Origin of the sequence: Halomonas dongshanensis (assembly GCF_024790395.1) — a bacterium.
GTDB classification, from domain to species: domain Bacteria; phylum Pseudomonadota; class Gammaproteobacteria; order Pseudomonadales; family Halomonadaceae; genus Vreelandella; species Vreelandella dongshanensis.
Map to the genome: position 1 here is coordinate 241,446 of NZ_JAJISC010000006.1, position 19,531 is coordinate 260,976.

Sequence of the window (19,531 nt, forward strand, 5' to 3'; positions counted from 1 at the left end):
TTTACCCAGACTGATAGCGTTAAAGCGTCCGGTCGAAGCGACCGTTCCGGCGCCGAAAGCGCTACACAATAGCCAATAACTTGCTGGAAACTCCTCATGAATACTCCAACGACGCAACAGGATAAACTCGTTAGGGTGCTGGCCCGCGGCGACGTACTGGCGCTGGCCTTCGGCGCCATGATCGGCTGGGGCTGGATCGTTCTAACCGGTACCGCCATCCAGTCTGCCGGTAGTCTCGGCGCCATCATTGCCTTCGTCATCGGCGGTCTTGCCATCGTATTGGTCGGGCTTACCTACGCCGAACTCGCCTCGGCCATGCCCAAGGTCGGTGGCGAGCACGTCTATAGCTATCGGGCGCTGGGCCACTTCGCCTCGTTCATCTGTACCTGGGCGATCATCCTTGGGTACCTGAGCGTGGTAGCCTTCGAGGCCGTGGCGCTACCTACCGTCGTCGAGCATTTGGCACCCGACTACGCCGTAGGACATCTCTGGACCATCGCTGGGTGGGACGTAAAAGCCACCTGGGTCGCGGTAGGCGTGGGCGGCTCGCTCGCCATGATGCTGATCAACTACTTCGGCGTCACCACAGCCTCTTTGGTGCAAAAAGTGGTCACTGGGATGATCCTCGTCGTCGGGGTGATGTTCGTCACCGGTGCGCTCTTCGAGGGTGAGGTGGTCAACATGTCGCCGCTTTTCACCGAAGCCGATACGGGCGTGGTGGCAGGTATCATGGCGGTGCTGGTCATGGTGCCCTTTCTGTTCGTCGGCTTCGACGTCATTCCTCAGGCCGCCGAAGAGATCGATCTTCCCTACAAGGCGATCGGCAAGGTGCTGATGATGTCGGTCGCGCTGGCGGTGGTCTGGTACGCGCTGATCATTCTGGCGACGAGCCTGGCACTGAACAGTACCGAGCTCGCAGCCAGCTCGCTAAGCGTCCCCGACGCCATGGGCAATCTCTTCAATGCCGCCTGGGCGAGTAACCTCATGGTGCTGGCAGGTATCGCGGGTATCATTACCAGTTGGAATGCGTTCTACATCGGCGGCTCGCGTGCCATTTACGCCCTGGCCCGGGCGGGCATGTTGCCTGCTCCTTTTGCCAAGCTGCATCCGCGTTACAAAACGCCGACCAATGCCATCTTCTTGATGGGGTTTCTCTCCTGCATCGCCCCCTTCTTTGGCCGTCCGGCGCTGGTCTGGATCGTCAACGCCGGAGGGCTTGGCATCGTCATCGCCTACTTCTTCGTTGCCGTTTCCTTCGTCGTACTGCGGGTTCGTGAACCCGAGATGGAGCGTCCCTTCCGCATTCGTCACGGCAAGCTCTGCGGCACCCTGGCCATCTTGCTCTCCTTCGGTATGGCCTGTCTCTATTTGCCGGGTAGCCCGGCCGCGCTCAGTGGCGCCGAGTGGGGCATTTTTGCCGGCTGGACGCTGCTTGGGCTAGCGCTCTACGCCCATTCGCTACGCACCTACGGCCGCGCCTATAGCGACCGTCACATGCTGGCAGATTTATAACTGCACTTGCTCCCAAGAGGAGGTCTTTCATGAGCTTCATTCAACAGTGGTGCCACGACGCCGTTCCCGGTTTGATCGGTGGTGAGTGGCGCCAGGGCACACAAACGTTCGCCGTGGATAACCCGGCGACCGGCGAAACGCTAGCGCGCGTTGCCGAGCTTGGTGCCGACGACGCGCGCGATGCGGTTGCCGCTGCCTACGCTGCCGGTAGTGAATGGCGTGCCACGCCGGTCAAGCAGCGCGCGGCTCTGCTGCGCCGCTGGTTCGAGCTGATCAACGAGCATGCTGATGACCTGGCACGGCTGATGACGCTGGAGCAGGGCAAGCCGCTTTCCGAAGCTAAAGGCGAAGTCGTTTATGGCGCCTCCTTCATCGAGTTCTTCGCTGAAGAAGCCAAGCGTATGGCGGGCGAGACACTGCCGAGCCACGGTTCCGACAAGCGCTTGCTGGTGCTGCGCGAACCGATCGGCGTGGTCGCGGCCATTACGCCGTGGAATTTCCCGCTCGCGATGATTACCCGCAAGTGTGCCCCGGCGCTGGCAGCGGGCTGTACGGTCGTGATCAAACCCGCCGAAGCCACGCCGCTGACGGCACTGGCTGCCGCGAGCTTGGCTCTGGAGGCGGGGCTTCCGAGTGGGGTCATTAGCGTGGTGACGGCCTCCAAACCCGTCGAGGTCGGTGAGGTGCTGACTACTGATCCGCGCGTACGCAAGGTCTCTTTCACCGGCTCTACGCCGGTAGGCAAGCGCCTACTAGCCCAGTGCGCCAGCACGGTGAAGAAAACGGCCATGGAGCTTGGTGGCAACGCTCCCTTTATCGTGTTCGACGATGCCGACATCGAAGCGGCCGTTGAGGGTGCCGTTGCCTCGAAGTTCCGTAACGCCGGGCAGACCTGCGTCTGTACCAACCGCTTTCTCGTCCAGGACGGCGTTTATGACGCCTTCGTCAGCCGCCTGGCCGAGCGGGTAGCCGCGCTGAAGGTGGGCGATGGCTTGAGTGAAGGCAGCGTCATCGGCCCGCTGATCAATCAGGCGGCGGTAGAAAAAGTGCAGCGCCATGTCGATGACGCCAAGCGTCACGGCGCTCGGGTCGTCTGCGGCGGTGAGCCCCACGCCGCCGGTGAGCGCTTCTTCACCCCCACCGTGCTGGCCGAGGTGACGTCCAAGATGGCGGTAGCCGAAGAGGAGACCTTTGGCCCCCTGGCGCCGGTTTTCCGCTTTACCCACGACGACGAGGCCATTGCCATGGCCAACGCAACGCCTTTTGGTCTCGCCGCCTACTTCTATGCCACCGACTATCGGCGCATTTGGCGCACCATGGAGCAGTTGGAGTACGGCATGGTCGGCGTCAACGAAGGGCTCATTTCTACCGAGCTTGCGCCCTTTGGCGGCGTCAAGGAGTCCGGGCTTGGCCGTGAAGGCTCGCATCATGGGCTCGATGAATTTACCGAACTGAAATACGTCTGTGTCGGCGGTCTGTGAGGAGAAAAGAAAATGACTAATCAAGAACTTAACGAGCTGAAGAACCGCTTCGTCGCTAACGGCGCGGCCACCCCCAACACGGCCTTCGCCGAGCGCGCTGAAAATGCCGAACTGTGGGATGCCGATGGCCAACGCTGGATCGACTTCGCCGGCGGCATTGGCGTATTGAACCTTGGCCACCGCCACCCCAAGGTCGTCGCGGCAGTAGAGGCGCAACTCAAGAAGGTAATGCACACAAGCGCGGCAGTGATCTCCTACGCACCTTACGTCCAGCTGTGCCAGAAACTTTGTGAACTAAGCCCGGTGCGCGGCCCCGAGCGTAAGGCGATGCTGGTCAACACCGGTGCCGAGGCGCTGGAGAACGCGGTCAAGATCGCTCGCGCCGCCACTGGCCGTAGTGGCATCATCACCTTCGATGGCGCTTTCCACGGGCGCACCATGATGACGCTTGCCATGACCGGCAAGGTGTTGCCCTACAAGAACGACTTTGGCCCCATGCCGGGCGATGTCTTTCGCGCGCCGTTCCCGAACCCAATCCACGGCATTAGTGAAGAGGCGTCCCTCAATGCCATTCGCACGCTGTTCAAGACTGATATCGCCCCGCATCGTACGGCGGCCATCGTCATCGAACCGGTACAGGGCGAAGGCGGTTTCTACATTGCCTCGCCGGATTATCTAAACGCGCTGCGGGCGCTGTGTGACGAGCACGGTATCCTTCTGATTGCGGACGAAGTGCAGTCCGGCTTCGCGCGTACCGGCAAGCTGTTCGCGCTCGAACACAGCGGCATCGAAGCCGACATTCTCACCACCGCCAAGAGCCTCGCCAACGGCATGCCGCTCTCTGCGGTGGTAGGGTCGGCCAAGGTGATGGATGCTTCTGGCCCCAACTCGCTCGGCGGCACCTACAGCGGCAACCCGCTGGCCTGTGCGGCGGCCTTGGCCGTCATCGAAGCCATCGACGAAGAAGATATCCTGGCGCGCAGCGAGCAACTGGGCCACCGTTTAGGCGAGCGCTTCAAAGCGTGGGAAAGCCGCTTTGCGCCCGTGGCGCATGGCCGCCACCTCGGCGCCATGGCGGCGTTCGAACTCCTCGATGGAAACGGCAACCCGGATGCCGCACTCACCCAAGCGCTCTGCGCCAAGGTGCGCGAAAAGGGATTGATCCTGCTGTCGTGCGGGTTCTACGCCAACACCATCCGCATCCTGGTGCCGATTACCGTGCCCGAGTCGGTGCTGGAAGAGGGGCTCGAGATCATCGAGGCGTCCCTCGAAGCGCTTGGCTAGCGCTCTAGGGAGGTCGCTTCAGCTGATGAGCAGGATCATCGAAGAGACTCCCACGGCAAGCCTGCCCACCTGGGTGGGCAGGTAGCCTCTCTGGCTCCAAAACAGGCTAAAACATTCAGGCGGGGCGAGCTTGCTATCTATGCCGAGGTGTCCGCCTGGGTGTCCAGAGCGCGATCGACCGAGGAGGTGTAGTACTCGCTGTCAAAGGCGCCTTCCGGTTCTTTGAGCCAGATCAGGCAGACCAGCCAACTGATGAATGCTCCCAGGGCGATCAGCATGAAGAACTGGGTGGGAGTGACGAAAGTATAGATGGTGAGGTAGATCACAGCGCCCACGTTGCCGTAAGCCCCCGCCATGCCAGCTATCTGACCAGTTATGCGCCGCTTGATCGAGGGAATGATGCCAAAGGTGGCCCCTTCGGCGCCTTGCACGAAGAGCGAGGTGGTAATGGTGACCGCCACGGCCAGAAACAGCGGCCAGCGGGCATCCAGCAGGGCCATGGCGGCGAATCCGACGCTGATGCCCAGCATGTAGCTCAGCATGACAAAACGGCGATTGCCAAAACGGTCGGACACCAGGCCGCCCATCGGTCTGGCCACCAGGTTGACGAAAGCAAAGGAGGCGGCGATCAGCCCTGCAGTGGCGGCATTCAACCCCCAGGTCTGCTCGAAGAAGAGCGGCAGCATCGACACCACGGCAAGCTCGGCGCCGAAATTGGCGAAATAGGTCGTGTTAAGCGCCGCGACGCTGTTGAAGGAGTACCTGTCATCCTCGGGGACGCCCTGGCGCAGAATCGGCAGATTGACCCGAAGAATCTGGATGATCTGATAGATCACTATGGCGACGATGACGGCGTAGGCTACCGCGGCCCAGACCACCGAAAGGTAACCCATCTGCTGAACGCGCCAGACGAGAATGGCCAGTACGCCCACTAAGGGAATGGTCCAGATGATCAGCTTGATCATGTCGGCCCAGCTACTGACCTCCATCGCCGCTGCCTTGCGCGGCCGGCGGTGGGTGCCGGTATTGGGGCCGTCGCTGATCGCGAACCAGTAGTAGACCCCGTAGGCCGCCATGACGATGGCGCTTTGCGCGATAGCCCAGCGCCAGCCGTCGGCGCCGCCATACAGTGTGAGCGCGATGGTGGGCAGCGACATGGCCGCTACGGCGGAGCCAAAGTTGCCCCAACCGGCATAGAACCCCTCGGCAAAGCCGATGTCCCGCGGCTTGAACCACAAGGCGGTCATATGTATCCCGACCACGAAGCTGGCGCCAACCGAGCTCAGGATCAGCCGTGCCACCAGCAGTTGCGTCAAGCTGTTGCCGAAGGCAAATGCCAGCGCCGGCAGTGACATGCTGACCATCAGCACCGAGAAAACCCGCCGTGGGCCGAAGCGGTCCAACGCCATGCCCACCACGATACGTGCCGGTATGGTCAAGGCAACGTTACAGATGGCAAACAGCTTGAGATCGTCCGGCGTCAGCCAGTCGACGCTTTTCAACATGCTCGAGGCCAGCGGGGCCATGTTGAACCAGACGTAGAAGGTAATGAAAAAGGCGATCCAGGTGAGGTGAAGCGCCCTTATTTCAGGGTGCTTGAACTGGAATACAGCAGCTACTTTCATGGCCATGTCATCCTGTGTGATGGTGCCGGGAGGCCGCTCCGGGGAGGGAGAATTTCACCGAGACGGAAAATTAGGGGCTGGGAAGAATCAACAAGGGGCACTCAGCCCGGCGTGCCAGGAAGGCGCTGACGCTACCGAAGGTCATGTAGTCGAGTTCGTCGACGAAGTAGGTCAGTGAGCTGGCGATGATGCCTCCATCGGGACGATGGCTGTGGCGGGCGATGACCAACAGATCCGGGGCCAGCTTTCGCGTGGCGGCGAGCAGCATCTTGCGCGCATCGCCCTCTGCCAGTAAAAGATCGGCCTGAAACCCCTCCTTCTGGGCGAACGTCACGCCTTCTTCCAGATGACGGCGCAGCTGCTGTTGCGCCTGTTGAAAGAGCGTCTCGTTATGATCGGTGGCGTCGAGGGGATTCTCGGCGACGCCCACCAAGATGACGAGGGGGTGATTGCAGCGAAACATCTCGACGACCTGGGCCAGCGCCAGCTTGGCATTCCGTGAGCCGTCGTAGGCGATCATTATCTTCATGGTAGCCTCGTGAATGGAGGTCAAGGCCCGGGGCGGCACCCCGGGACAGATGAATCACGGGTTGCGAATGGCCGCGCCGCGGCGCAGGTAGAACCACCAGTTGATGCCCAAGCAGATAGCGTAGAAGGCAGCAAAGCCGTACATGGCAAGCTCCGGAGTGCCCGCTTGGACCTGTTCACCGATGATGCTGGGGGCGATGAAGGCGCCGTAGGCGGCCACCGCCGAGGTCCAGCCGAGCACCGGGCCTTTTTGCTGCGCGTCGAAGATCACCCCAATACTGCGAAAGGTGGAGCCGTTGCCAATGCCGCTGGCAGCGAACATCACGATGAACAGCAAAAGGAACAGCCAGAAGTACTGGTTAGGGTCGGCGGCGTTATAGGCCAGCATCATGACGTAGCCGGTTGCTACGGAAGCCACCACCATGATCGCGGAAATGATCTGGGTGACGATGGCGCCGCCCACCTTGTCGGAGATCCAGCCGCCCACCGGGCGAATGAGGGCACCAACGAACGGACCAATCCAGGACCAGGTGAGCGCGCTTGGCGCCTCCGGGTTGACTACCCGCACGAGGCTACCGTCGGCGGCGGTTTCCATCATGTTGCCGAAGATGACGTTGATCGACAGTGGAAGCGCCGCAGAGAAGCCTATGAAGGAGCCGAAGGTCAGGATGTAGAGGAGGGTCATCGCCCAGGTGTGGTGGTTGGAGAAGATCGCGAACTGCTTCTGGATGTTGGGCTTGATATCACCGGGAATAAGTCGCAAAAGCGCAAGCGTGATGACGATGGTGAGCGGTAGGGCGACCCACATGTTGAGCCAGTCGAGGGCGAGCATGCCGATGATGGAGGTGAAAAGGCCCACGGCGTAGAGCCCCAGGATCTTGCCGAAGGCGGTGAGCGGGGCACCCGGGTTGGGCGTGATCGCGCGGATGTTGTTCATGCCGAACCAGCCGAAGAAGGCCAGCGGGATCAGCATGATCAGCCAGACGAATCCGGCGTTCTGAATCCAGGTATCGGTGCCTGCCTCGATACGTCCGATCAAGGTGCCGCTGGCGCTTTTCAGTGCCATGGGGCCACCCGCCAGCGACCCGAAGAGCCCCACGGTCATGACGAGTGGTATGAGGATCTGCATGGTGGTCACGCCGAAGTTGCCGAGCCCGGCGTTCATACCCAGCGCATACCCCTGCTGCTTGCTGGGATAAAAAGTAGAGATGTTGCTCATCGAGCAGGCGAAGTTGCCGCCGCCGATGCCGGAGAGCAGCGCCAGCGCCTGGAAGACCCAAAAAGGCGTCTCGGTACTCATGAGGGCGAAGCCCGTGCCGACGGCAGGCAGGGCCAAAAGTGCGGTGGTTAGGAAAATGGTGTTACGGCCACCGGCGATCCTGATCATGAACGAGGCGGGAATGCGCAAGGTAGCGCCCGACAAACCGGCCAGGGCAGTGAGGGTGAAAAGCTGATCGACGGAAAACGCAAAGCCCAGGTTCTGCATCTGAGTCGTGATCATTCCCCACATCATCCACACCGCAAACCCAGCTAAAAGACTTGGGATGGATATCCACAGGTTGCGGTTGGCAATTCGCTTGCCTTGCTGCTCCCAGAAGTGTTGGTCTTCGACATCCCAGACGTCGATATCGGCGTTTCTCTTGGCCATGATGGTTTTTCCTATGCATCACCCTGACAGGTGGATAGGGCCAAGATACGCGTGGAAAGAGCGGTGAAATAGCGCGCGATGTCAGTTAAAAAATAGATAAATCAATCGCCTACCTCTTTTGAGGTAGGCGAGGTCTGTCCCTAGATTATTGATTGGATTGAAGAAGCACTGAGAAGAGAACATTGTGCAGCACGATGTTCAGGTAAGCCTGATATTTAGAGGTATCTACATTGTTCCGTTAATGGGTGATCCCGGACTGCACCGCCCAAACAGCGGCTTCGACGCGTGAGCGTAAGTTGAGCTTTTTGAGCAGATGTTTAACGTGCACTTTGACCGTGCCTTCGGTGATATCCAGTTTGCGGGCAATCAGCTTGTTGGAGAGTCCTGCCGCTAGCTGTTGGAGAATTTCGCGTTCGCGCTGCGTCAGGCTATGAATATCGGGGGCAGCGGGTGTACTACGTTGATTGCGCAGTGCTTCTGCCAGAAGCGCCGTCAGGCTTTCGCTAATGACCATTCGGCCTAAGGCTGCCTGACGTAGCTGCCTTACCATGTCTTCGGGTTCCATGTCTTTCAATAGGTATCCGTCCGCGCCGGTGCGAAGGGCCGCAACGACATCCTCTTCGTGGTCGGAGACGGTAAACATGACCACGCGCCCGCTAAAGCCGTTTTCCCGTAGGCGGCGAAGGGTTTCCAATCCATCGACGTGCGGCATGTTGAGGTCGAGAAGTATTAGGTCGGGTTCGAGCGTAACCGCCAGTCGAATGCCCTCTTCGGGGTGACCGGTTTCACCCACCAGCTGCAAGTCGTCCTCCAGCTCGAGCAGCTGCGCCACACCGCGTCGCAGTAGCGGGTGATCATCGATAAGAAGCAGCGTGGCGGGGGTATCGTGAGGTATTTGGGACATCATGAACGTTTCCGTTTATGTACCGGCACATCATCGGTAGTCGGCGTTGGTTGCAGTTGGTTCAAGCGCGCGGTCAGGGGCGTAAAGCTAACATCGACGCAGACGCCGCCGGTGGGTCGATTAACGATGGAGAGTTCGCCATTCAGGGTGTGGACGCGATCGCGAATGATGACGAGCCCATAATGCATGGGCGGTGAGCTTGCATCTTCCAGGCCAATACCGTCGTCTTCGACTTTCAACTGCAAGCGAGTATCGGCAAAGCGTACGGTGACGCTGACCCAGTGCGCTTGGGCATGTTTATGCGTATTGGCCAGCGCCTCGCGAACGATCTGTAAAACGTGGATCTCTTCATTGGGGTTGAGCAAATAGGGTGGCACGGCATAATCCAATGCAACGCTAAGCCCCATACGTTGGGAGAACTCCTCGGCCGTCTGATGCAACGCGAACTGCAACCCTGGGCCTTCGAGCTTGAGTCGAAAAGTGGAGAGTAGCTCGCGAAGCTGACGGTAGGCGCTGTTCAGGCCGCTTCGGAGTTCGTCGAAGACCGTGGCTTGGGCTTCACGCGGTGCCTCTTTTTGTTGCATGCGTTCGAGTCGTGCCACCTGCATCTTCAAATACGAGAGCGACTGGGCCAGGGAGTCATGGAGTTCGCGCGCGATGATGGTGCGTTCGTTGATCAGCGTAATGTGTTGCTGCTCTTCGATGCGGCGCTGCAGGTACACGGCAGTCGCGAGCTTATCCGCCAGGATATTGAGCAGGCGACGGCTCGTGTCGTCCAGCTCATTCTTTGGATACCACACCTCGAGATGTCCCAACAGTGTGCCGCCTGCGCGTATCGAGAGTTGTAAAACGTCCAGGTTATCGTTGGCGTCGCGATCATCTGGGAGAGGATCTACCAAGCAGGCATCGCAGGCGCTATCGCGACAGTAGGGAGGACGGGCGACGGAGCGTGTTTGCAAGACAGGCATTCTGCGCTGGTCGAAGGGGTCATTGAGCGACAAACGGATGGGGCCTATCGCCAGCAGCGTTTCAAGCTCGCGCAGCATGGGGGCGGCGCTGGTGCACAGGTCGTTGCCGCCGCCAAACAGGGTGCGGCTCGCCTCGTGCATCACCTGCATGGCCTGATTGCTACGCTCCAGCGCCTGTTCCTTGCGCGAGACTTTATCTTCAAGCGCCGCGTAGCTGGCGGCAAGGTCGGCGGCCATGGTGTCGAAGGTGCGCCCGAGCAGTGCCAGTTCGTCGCTACCTGCCAGCTGTACGCGATGTGCAAAATTGCGCTGAGAGACCTCTCTGGCCAGGATCACGAGGCGATGCAGGGGGCCAATGAGGTTGCGGCGAAGATCGAAAAGCGAAACGGTGACCACGAGCGCAATGAGCAACAAAAAAAGTAGCTGCACGATGCCGAGCCATCGCATTTTGGCTTCGGTGCTTCGTTCCAACTGTTCGACCAGGGTTTCTATCTCGCCCACCATGGTGGCGGTCATGGCCTCGAAGCCCTCTACGTTTATTTCGCCTCCTGCGGTGACGTCTTCGAGCGCGGGCTGCATCGTGCGTTGCCAATAGTCTTGAAGCGCGGCCAGCTGTTGATGGCGTTCGTGATGTTGGGTCTGGGGGGCGCTTTGTATCAGGATCTGACTGAAAAGACGCTCGTCGAACTGAGCGGTCATGTTCTCGAGCGTTGCGTGATCGCGCGCTGTTGCGCCGTAGTGCAGGTGTTGGAGTTCACCCAACAGCCGGTAAGCGCTCATGCGCAGCGACCCGGCCACGTTGATGGCCGAGGCATAGCCGCGGGTGCTGTTTGAGATAGCCATGGTCAAGATAATACTGATGAACGCGATGCCACTGATGGCGATCAACGCCGCAAGGATGCGCGTCACCAGTGAACGTTGGAGCAGTTTCATGGCAATCCCGAAAGCACAAAGCAGAGTGAGCTATTGTGGCACCATCCCCCAGCTTAAACGAGCACCTGTCCGTAGCGATTGGGTGAGATAACGTCAACAAGTGTTGTCTATGATTCGTCCGGGTTCAGCCGAGCATCTTGAGATATTGGCGCACGATGACGGCGTTATTGTAATCCTCGTCTTTAGCTGCGAACACAAGCGTCACTTTCTCCTTCTGAGCACGCTTAGCCAAATCGCGTAGAAGGTCGCGATGAGACATCAACTCCTTCAGATAGCGCCGTCGAAACTCACCCCAGGCTAACGAGCCGTCATGAAATGCCTTGCGTATGGTTTGGCTGGGCGCGATCTCCTTGCGCCACTCGGCGATCTTGGCCTCGTCTTTGGAGACGCCGCGAGGCCAGAGGCCATCCACCAGAACGCGATGGCCGTCTTGTTTTGCGGGTTTGTCATAGGCGCGTTTGAGTGCGATATCCATAGTGATCTCCCGTGTTCAATAGGCCCATACAATTGCCATCAGAAGCCCCCAAGCCAGTACGCCAGCGGCAATGATGGTATAGGTTGCCGACATGAGCGCGACGTCGTTGGCACCGCGCTGACAAAGAGCCTGTAGACCGTGATAGAGCAAGCGGCAAGAAAGCCCCAGTGCTGCCAGCGCTACCAATAGGTTGAACATTAAGTTGGGCACCAACAGGGCTAGTGAGGCCAGCCACAAGGGCAGCGGCGCAAAGGCTGCAAGCAGATAAGCGTCGTGATAACTAAGGGTCAATTCGTCGTTGGCGTTGACCACGGCATGGATTAGCCAGCCCATGACGAAGAACGTGAGCAACTCGGCCAAGAATAAAATCGTGGTGATGAAGCGCCATTGACGCTCGGCAAACCCGGCAACGAAGGCATCCCCATAGTGGGTGCCCGCATAAAAGAACAGCAGAGGGGGCAAAAGCGACATGGGAAGCACCAAGCCCCATGCCAGGGCGGCGATGGAAGGGCGCTGCCGTTGTAGCGCTTGCCAACCTGAGCCGGGTGTGAAGGGTAATCGAAGAAGCCCTAGGGGTGCCATGATCGCCTCGCTTGTCGTGTCTCACGAACGTTTCAAGAGTGATATGCGGTTTTATATCATGATGTGATATTTTTAGAGTTAAGACGATTGCCAATATTTGTCAAGAGGCCTGCACCTATGCCAGAACCTATGCCAGATAAGCCAGACGCCCCCCTTTTATCCAAACAGGATTTTCAGAAGCTTTCGCGGTTTCGCTACCAACTGCGTTGTTTTCTCCGACAGAGCGAGGATATCTGCCGTCAACACGGCCTGACATCGTTGCAGTACCAACTGCTGTTGCATCTGAGAGGGTTTGAAGGACGGGAGTGGGCAACGGTTGGGGAGTTGGCCGAGCGACTGCAGTCGAAACACCACGCTGCGGTGATGCTGGTGGACCGCTGTGCTCAGTTGGAACTAATCGAGCGGCGTACGGGGCGCGACGACGGTCGCCGCATCGAGATCCATCTTCTACCCAGGGGTGCGCAACTTGCCGAAAAGATTGCCACCCAGCACCAGCCGGAGCTTCAACACTTGGATCAGGCACTGGATCTGCCTGGCCTATCCTAGCGAGGTGATACGCCTCGCCGTTAAGGCCGAACACTCATCGCTGACCATTGCTATACCGGCGGCGCCAAGGCGTCTATCACCTTGGGGGTAGGTGGGGGGTATATGGAGGTAACCACACAGTAATTCGCTGGCCGATCACTCAGAATCGACGTCATGGAACCCCGCCTAGTGGGGCCGCCCACTTTCCGAGAAGCCTGGAGAGCGACCATGAGTCACTTCATAGATCGGCTGAATTTTTTTCGTAAAACCCGCGAACCCTATGCCGACGGGCATGGTGAGCTGCGTAGCGAGTCGCGCCAGTGGGAGGATGCTTACCGCTCGCGCTGGCAGCATGACAAGGTGGTGCGCAGCACTCACGGCGTCAACTGCACCGGCTCCTGCAGCTGGAAGATCTACGTCAAAAATGGCTTGGTCACCTGGGAAACCCAGCAAACCGACTACCCGCGTACGCGTCCTGATCTACCCAACCACGAACCGCGCGGCTGCCCACGCGGCGCGAGTTATTCCTGGTACCTCTATAGCGCCAACCGGCTGAAATATCCGCTGGTGCGCAAACCGCTTCTGGCACTGTGGCGTGAGGCGCTCAAGGAGCACCCGGACCCCGTGAATGCCTGGGCCTCGATCGTCGAGAGCCCGGCCAAAACGAAACAGTACAAACGTGCCCGCGGAATGGGAGGCTTCGTGCGGGGCGATTGGGACGAACTCAACGCCCTGATCGCTGCCGCCAACGTCTATACCGCAAAGACCGTCGGCCCTGACCGCATCATCGGCTTCTCGCCGATTCCCGCCATGTCGATGGTGAGCTATGCCGCAGGCAGCCGCTATCTCTCGCTGATTGGCGGCGTTTGCATGAGTTTCTACGACTGGTACTGCGACTTGCCCCCGGCGTCACCGATGACCTGGGGCGAGCAGACCGACGTGCCCGAGTCTGCCGACTGGTACAACGCCGGCTATATCATCGCCTGGGGCTCCAACGTGCCCCAGACGCGCACCCCGGATGCGCACTTTTTCACCGAGGTGCGTTACAAGGGCACCAAGACCGTTTCGATCACCCCGGACTATGCGGAGGTTTCCAAGCTCACCGACGAGTGGCTTTCGGCCAAGCAGGGTACCGATGCGGCGCTGGCCATGGCCATGGGGCATGTGATTCTCAAAGAGTTTCATCTCGATGCGCCCAATGCCTACTTCACCGAGTACGTGCGCCGCTACACCGACATGCCGTTTCTGGTCGAACTCGAACCGCGAGAGGACGGCAGCTACGCGCCGGGCCGCCAGCTGCGCGCCAGTGATTTCGATGCAGCCCTCGGTCAAACGAACAATCCCGAATGGAAAACCGTGGCCTGGGATGAAACGCGCGATCAACTCGTCGTGCCACGCGGCTCCATCGGTTTCCGCTGGGGCGAGACCGGCGACAACGTCGGGAAATGGAACCTCGAGCCGCTGGATGCCGACGGCGTCGAGATCAAACCGCTACTGAGCTTGGCAAACCACCACGATAGCGTGGCGCGGGTCGCGTTCCCCTACTTTGGCGGCATCGAACATGAGCACTTCAACCATGTGAAAGGTGAAGGTATCGGCGCCGCCGACGATCTGCTGTTTCACCATCTGCCCGTGAAACGGCTAGCGCGGGCCGATGGGGGCGAGATCCTCGCTGTTACGGTATTCGACTTGATGTGTGCCAACTACGGCATCGACCGCGGCTTTGGCGAAAGCGGCTTTGATGACGGCGCCACGGCCTTCGATCAGGTTCGCCCTTATACCCCCGCCTGGCAGGAGAAGATCACGGGCGTGCCCGCCGAGCAGTGCACACGCATTGCTCGTGAATTCGCCGATAACGCTGCCAAGACGCAAGGGCGCAGCATGATCATCGTGGGTGCCGGAATGAACCACTGGTACCACATGGACATGAACTACCGCGGTTTGATCAACATGCTGATCATGTGCGGTTGTATCGGGCAAAGCGGTGGTGGCTGGTCGCACTACGTGGGTCAGGAAAAGCTGCGTCCGCAGACCGGCTGGACGCCGCTGGCCTTTGGCCTGGACTGGCAGCGCCCGCCGCGTCACATGAACTCCACCTCGTTTTTCTATAATCACTCTTCCCAATGGCGCTACGAGAAGCTCGAGGTCAAGGAGATCCTCTCGCCGTTGGCCAAAGTCGCCGACTACCCAGGCAGTTTGATCGACTTTAACGTGCGCGCCGAACGCATGGGGTGGCTACCCTCGGCGCCGCAGCTCAATACCAACCCGCTGCGCCTGAAAGCCCGCGCCGAAGCCGCCGGTATGAGTACGGCCGACTACGCCGTCGAGCAGCTAAAAAGCGGTGCCCTACGCTTTGCTGCCGAAGACCCGGACGCGCCAGAAAACTTCCCACGCAACATGTTCATCTGGCGCTCGAACCTGCTGGGCAGTTCCGGCAAGGGCCACGAGTACATGCTCAAGTACCTGCTCGGCACTCGCCACGGTATCCAAGGTAAGGATCTGGGTGATTTCGGCGGGCCGAAACCCGAAGAAGTGGTATGGCGCGACGACGCCCCGGAAGGCAAGCTCGATCTGCTGGTCACGCTGGACTTTCGCATGTCCACCACCTGTCTCTATTCGGACATCGTCTTGCCCACGGCGACCTGGTACGAGAAGGACGATCTCAATACCTCGGATATGCACCCCTTCATCCACCCGCTGACCGCCGCGACCGACCCCGCCTGGGAGTCGCGCAGCGACTGGGAAATCTACAAAGGCATCGCCAAGGCGTTTTCGAAGGCCTGTGAAGGGCACCTGGGGGAAGAGACTGACCTGGTCACGCTGCCCATGCAGCACGACTCTCCCGGGGAACTCGCTCAGCCCGATGTGTTGGACTGGAAAAAGGGCGAGTGCGCGCCCATTCCTGGCAAAACCATGCCCTCGCTGATCGAAGTTACCCGCGATTATCCGCAAACCTTCGAACGCTTCACCTCGGTAGGGCCGCTTCTGGAGAGCATCGGCAACGGCGGTAAAGGCATCAGTTGGAAGACCGAGAGTGAGGTCGAGCTTTTGGGCAAGCTCAACCATCGCAAGACAGCTGGGCCGATGGCCGGGCGCCCGAAGATCGATACGGCTATCGATGCCGCCGAGATGATCTTGACGCTCGCGCCGGAAACCAACGGCCAGGTAGCGGTGAAGGCTTGGGAGGCGCTGTCGAAGATCACCGGGCGCGATCATACGCATCTCGCCACGCCCAAGCATGAGGAGAAGATTCGCTTTCGCGATATCGTTGCCCAGCCGCGCAAGATTATCTCGAGCCCCACATGGTCAGGATTGGAAGACGAACACGTCTCCTATAACGCCTGCTATACCAACGTGCATGAGCTGATCCCCTGGCGTACCGTCAGCGGTCGCCAGCAGTTCTATCAGGATCACGCCTGGATGCGCGCCTTTGGCGAGAGCCTGCTGGTCTACCGGCCGCCCATCGACACCAAAGCGGCCAAGGGCTTCACTCTACCCGAAGACAATGGTTTCAAGAGTAAGGCGCTCAACTTTCTTACTCCGCACCAGAAGTGGGGTATCCACTCCACTTACTCCGACAATCTACTGATGCTCACCCTCAACCGTGGTGGCCCGGTGGTGTGGCTCTCCGAAAACGATGCGCGTGAGATCGGCATCGAGGACAACGACTGGATCGAGGTGTACAACGCCAACGGCTCTATCGCCGCTCGAGCGGTCGTCAGTCAGCGGGTCAAGGATGGCATGGTGATGATGTACCACGCCCAGGAGCGTCAGGTGAACGTACCTGGCTCGGAAATCACCGGCACCCGCGGCGGCATTCACAACTCGGTGACTCGCGTGTGCCCCAAGCCGACCCACATGATCGGCGGCTACGCCCAGCTCTCTTACGGTTTCAACTACTACGGCACCGTCGGCTCCAATCGCGACGAATTCGTGCTGGTGCGCAAGATGAAACACGTCGACTGGCTCGATGGCGAGAATAACGACAGCGTTCAGGAGGCCGTGAAATGAAGATTCGCTCCCAGGTTGGCATGGTCTTGAATCTCGATAAGTGCATTGGTTGCCATACCTGCTCGGTGACCTGCAAAAACGTTTGGACCAGTCGTGAAGGCGTCGAGTACGCCTGGTTCAACAACGTCGAGACCAAGCCTGGCATTGGTTATCCCAAAGAGTGGGAGAACCAGGCCAAATGGAAGGGCGGTTGGCTGCGCCGCCCCGATGGCAAAATAGAGCCGCGCATCGGTGGCAAGTGGCGTGTGCTGGCGAATATCTTCGCCAACCCCGATTTACCCGAGATCGACGACTACTACGAGCCGTTTACTTTCGACTACCAGCACTTGCATACCGCCAAGATCGGCAAGCATCAGCCCGTGGCGCGGCCACGTTCGCTGATTTCTGGCGAGCGCATGAAGAAGATCGAGTGGGGCCCCAACTGGGAAGAGATTCTTGGTACCGAATTCGCTAAGCGCCGTCGTGATGCCAACTTCGACAAGGTGCAAGCCGATATCTACGGCCAGTTCGAAAACACCTTCATGATGTATCTGCCAAGGCTCTGCGAGCACTGCCTCAACCCAACCTGTGTGGCCTCGTGCCCGAGCGGGGCGATCTACAAGCGCGAAGAGGACGGTATCGTACTGATCGATCAGGACAAGTGCCGCGGCTGGCGGATGTGCATCTCTGGCTGCCCGTATAAAAAGATCTACTACAACTGGAAAAGCGGTAAATCGGAGAAGTGCATTTTCTGCTACCCGCGCATCGAATCCGGCCAGCCAACCATCTGCTCCGAGACCTGTGTGGGACGTATTCGCTATCTCGGCGTGCTGCTCTACGATGCCGACCGTATCGAAGAAGTGGCCAGCACCACGGATGAGCGCGATCTCTACCACCGTCAGCGCGATATCTTCCTCGACCCTCACGATCCTGAGGTGATCGCTCAGGCCAAACGTGATGGCGTGCAGGATAATGTCATCAAAGCCGCCCAGGCCTCGCCAGTCTACAAAATGGCCATCGATTGGGGGCTGGCGCTACCGCTGCATCCGGAGTATCGCACGCTACCCATGGTCTGGTACGTGCCGCCGCTCTCGCCCATCCAGTCTGCCGCCGAGGCAGGGCATATCGAGTTTGACGGCGTGCTGCCGAAGATCGAATCGCTGCGCATCCCGGTGAAGTATCTCGCCAACATGCTGACTGCCGGGGAAGAAGCGCCGGTAGTGCTGGCGCTCAAACGCTTGCTCGCCATGCGCCTCTACATGCGCGGAAAGCACGTCGACGGCGTGATCGACGACACCGTGATCGACGCAGTGGGCCTGAGTCGGGTGCAGGTAGAGGAGATGTATCGCTATCTGGCCATCGCCAACTACGAAGACCGCTTCGTGATTCCCACCAGCCATCGAGAAATCGCCATCGACGCCTTCCCCGAACGGGGCGGCTGCGGCTTCAGTTTTGGCGACGGTTGCCAAGGTGAGAGTCAGCCTAATTTGTTCAACGGGCGTAAACAGACCAGCGTACTGGTCGAGCCGGTCGGTATGTTCGACCCCCAGCTCGAGGATATGCGTCATGACTAACGAGACCATCGATGCGCCGCCGGTTGCGTCAAGCCGTGTAGCCACCAGCGGTATGCGCAGTTTACGCGTGCTGGCGAGACTGCTCGATTACCCCACGGCGCCGCTGCAGCAAGCCTGTGGCGAAATGATCGAGATCATCGATGCCGAGCCACGCTGGTCGCGCCAGATGAAAGCCGCCCTGATGGCCTGGTGCCAGCGCCTTCACGACCAAGAGCTGCTCGAGCTACAGGCCGACTACGTCGCGCTGTTCGATAAAGGGCGCGCCACGTCGCTTCTGCTGTTCGAGCACGTGCACGGTGAATCGCGTGATCGCGGCCAGGCCATGGTGGATCTATTGGCCGAGTACAGCGCTGCCGGCTTCGAGCTGGATGCCCGTGAGCTACCTGACTACCTGCCGGTCTTTCTGGAGTATCTATCGCTATGCAGCGATGCGGCCATTGGCCGTTGGCTAGGCGAAATACGCCATATCTTGGCCCTGCTCACGGCGCGCCTGGAAGAGCGTAGCGCCGACCAGGCGTTGGCGCCTCTGGCGCTGCTGGCGCTGATCGGTGCAGAGGCAGATGTCGCCATGCATCGCTCGCACGTCGAGAAGGAGAAACCCGACGACACGCCCGAAGCACTCGATGCGGTGTGGGAGGAGGAAGCCGTGCGCTTCTCCGCCACCTCCGATGAAGACTGTGCCTTGCAGTCGGCAGAAGGGCGGCGCTTGGCTGAACGCAAGCACGCCACGCACGCCCAGGTCGTACGCATCATGCCCGATATTTCCTCCACCCCTCGCACCGGTCGCTAACGGGAGAGCTCTCATGTATGACGCTTTCGCGCACTACCTCACACATTTGATTTACGGCTACTACCCCTATCTGGCGGGCACGGTATTTTTGATCGGTAGCCTGGTTCGCTACGACCATGGCCAGTACACCTGGAAAACCGGCTCCAGCCAGATGCTTTCCACCAAGCACATGCGCTGGGCGAGCAATCTCTTCCACATCGGCATCATCACCATCTTCTTTGGCCATTTGGTGGGCATGTTGACGCCACACTGGGTTTACGAGCCCTTCATCGCTGCAGCCAACAAGCAATTGCTTGCCATCGTGGTAGGTGGCATTGCCGGGGCCATGTGCCTGGTAGGTGGCGCCATGTTGCTCTATCGGCGCCTTTTCAACCTGCGCGTGCGGCAATCGTCCAGCCTGATGGATACCCTGATACTGGCCATCCTGGTCACCCAGGCAGGCCTTGGGATGATCACCATTCTGTTCTCGCTAGGACACATGGATGGCGAAATGATGCTGACGCTCTCGAGCTGGGCGCAAGCCATCGTCTTCTTTGGCGGCGGCGCGGCCGACTACATGCAGGAAGTGCCCTGGATCTATCGGCTGCATATCTTCCTTGGGCTGACCATCATCCTGCTTTTCCCCTTTACCCGCTTGGTACACGTGTGGAGCGCACCGCTGGGCTACCTGACCCGACGCTATCAACTGGTTCGGCGCCGTGGTTGAGTTCGG

Annotated in this window: 15 protein-coding genes; 8 read left to right on the forward strand and 7 right to left on the reverse strand. The window is 59.6% G+C overall.

The window, feature by feature from the left end; all coding sequences use genetic code 11:
• The first annotated feature begins 96 nt into the window (after positions 1-96).
• Genes LLY24_RS14175 through gabT form a run of 3 tightly spaced genes read left to right on the forward strand, consistent with a single transcriptional unit; the run spans position 97 to position 4,277 of the window.
• Positions 97-1,512, forward strand: coding sequence for an APC family permease (locus LLY24_RS14175; RefSeq protein ID WP_259036947.1), 1,416 nt, complete (start codon positions 97-99; stop codon positions 1,510-1,512).
• 29 nt (positions 1,513-1,541) lie between these two features.
• A complete protein-coding gene (locus LLY24_RS14180) occupies positions 1,542-2,993 on the forward strand; it encodes an NAD-dependent succinate-semialdehyde dehydrogenase (protein ID WP_259036948.1) in 1,452 nt (483 codons plus the stop codon).
• 12 nt (positions 2,994-3,005) lie between these two features.
• Positions 3,006-4,277, forward strand: a complete 1,272-nt coding sequence (gabT, locus tag LLY24_RS14185) for a 4-aminobutyrate--2-oxoglutarate transaminase (RefSeq protein WP_259036949.1) — start codon at positions 3,006-3,008, stop codon at positions 4,275-4,277.
• 137 nt (positions 4,278-4,414) lie between these two features.
• On the opposite strand, the gene LLY24_RS14190 is transcribed toward gabT, so the two are convergent.
• The 7 genes from LLY24_RS14190 to LLY24_RS14220 form a co-directional block, all read right to left on the reverse strand.
• The gene (locus tag LLY24_RS14190; RefSeq protein ID WP_259036950.1) at positions 4,415-5,902 is read right to left on the reverse strand and encodes an MFS transporter; all 1,488 of its coding nucleotides are present in this window, start codon (positions 5,900-5,902) and stop codon (positions 4,415-4,417) included.
• 70 nt (positions 5,903-5,972) lie between these two features.
• Positions 5,973-6,431: a universal stress protein gene (locus tag LLY24_RS14195; protein WP_259036951.1), complete on the reverse strand. Its 459-nt coding sequence runs from the start codon at positions 6,429-6,431 to the stop codon at positions 5,973-5,975.
• 54 nt (positions 6,432-6,485) lie between these two features.
• Positions 6,486-8,078, reverse strand: a complete 1,593-nt coding sequence (locus tag LLY24_RS14200; RefSeq protein WP_259036952.1) for an MFS transporter — start codon at positions 8,076-8,078, stop codon at positions 6,486-6,488.
• A gap of 238 nt (positions 8,079-8,316) precedes the next feature.
• Entirely contained in the window at positions 8,317-8,985 is a 669-nt protein-coding gene (gene narL, locus LLY24_RS14205) for a two-component system response regulator NarL (protein ID WP_427854564.1), read from the reverse strand.
• Positions 8,982-10,883, reverse strand: coding sequence for a histidine kinase (locus LLY24_RS14210; RefSeq protein WP_259036953.1), 1,902 nt, complete (start codon positions 10,881-10,883; stop codon positions 8,982-8,984). The genes narL and LLY24_RS14210 overlap by 4 nt, the downstream gene beginning before the upstream one ends.
• A 124-nt stretch (positions 10,884-11,007) precedes the next feature.
• Positions 11,008-11,358, reverse strand: a complete 351-nt coding sequence (locus LLY24_RS14215) for a DUF488 domain-containing protein (protein WP_259036954.1) — start codon at positions 11,356-11,358, stop codon at positions 11,008-11,010.
• 15 nt (positions 11,359-11,373) lie between these two features.
• Positions 11,374-11,940, reverse strand: a complete 567-nt coding sequence (locus LLY24_RS14220; protein WP_259036955.1) for a YIP1 family protein — start codon at positions 11,938-11,940, stop codon at positions 11,374-11,376.
• Between the two features lie 129 nt (positions 11,941-12,069).
• Here LLY24_RS14220 and LLY24_RS14225 point away from each other — a divergent pair, with 129 nt between their 5' ends.
• The 5 genes from LLY24_RS14225 to narI all read left to right on the forward strand — a co-directional run bounded on the left by LLY24_RS14225 (position 12,070) and on the right by narI (position 19,525).
• Positions 12,070-12,486 carry a MarR family transcriptional regulator gene (locus tag LLY24_RS14225; RefSeq protein ID WP_259037005.1) on the forward strand — a complete coding sequence of 139 codons (417 nt, stop codon included), beginning with the start codon at positions 12,070-12,072 and terminating at the stop codon, positions 12,484-12,486.
• Positions 12,487-12,693: 207 nt separating this feature from the next.
• A complete protein-coding gene (locus LLY24_RS14230) occupies positions 12,694-16,476 on the forward strand; it encodes a nitrate reductase subunit alpha (RefSeq protein WP_259036956.1) in 3,783 nt (1,260 codons plus the stop codon).
• Positions 16,473-18,029, forward strand: coding sequence for a nitrate reductase subunit beta (narH, locus tag LLY24_RS14235; protein ID WP_259036957.1), 1,557 nt, complete (start codon positions 16,473-16,475; stop codon positions 18,027-18,029). The genes LLY24_RS14230 and narH overlap by 4 nt, the downstream gene beginning before the upstream one ends.
• Positions 18,022-18,819 (forward strand): nitrate reductase molybdenum cofactor assembly chaperone, encoded by a 798-nt coding sequence (gene narJ / locus LLY24_RS14240; protein ID WP_259036958.1) that lies wholly within the window; start codon positions 18,022-18,024, stop codon positions 18,817-18,819. Before narH ends, narJ begins: the two co-directional genes overlap by 8 nt.
• Positions 18,820-18,832: 13 nt before the next feature.
• Entirely contained in the window at positions 18,833-19,525 is a 693-nt protein-coding gene (narI, locus tag LLY24_RS14245) for a respiratory nitrate reductase subunit gamma (RefSeq protein WP_259036959.1), read from the forward strand.
• Positions 19,526-19,531: the final 6 nt, after the last annotated feature.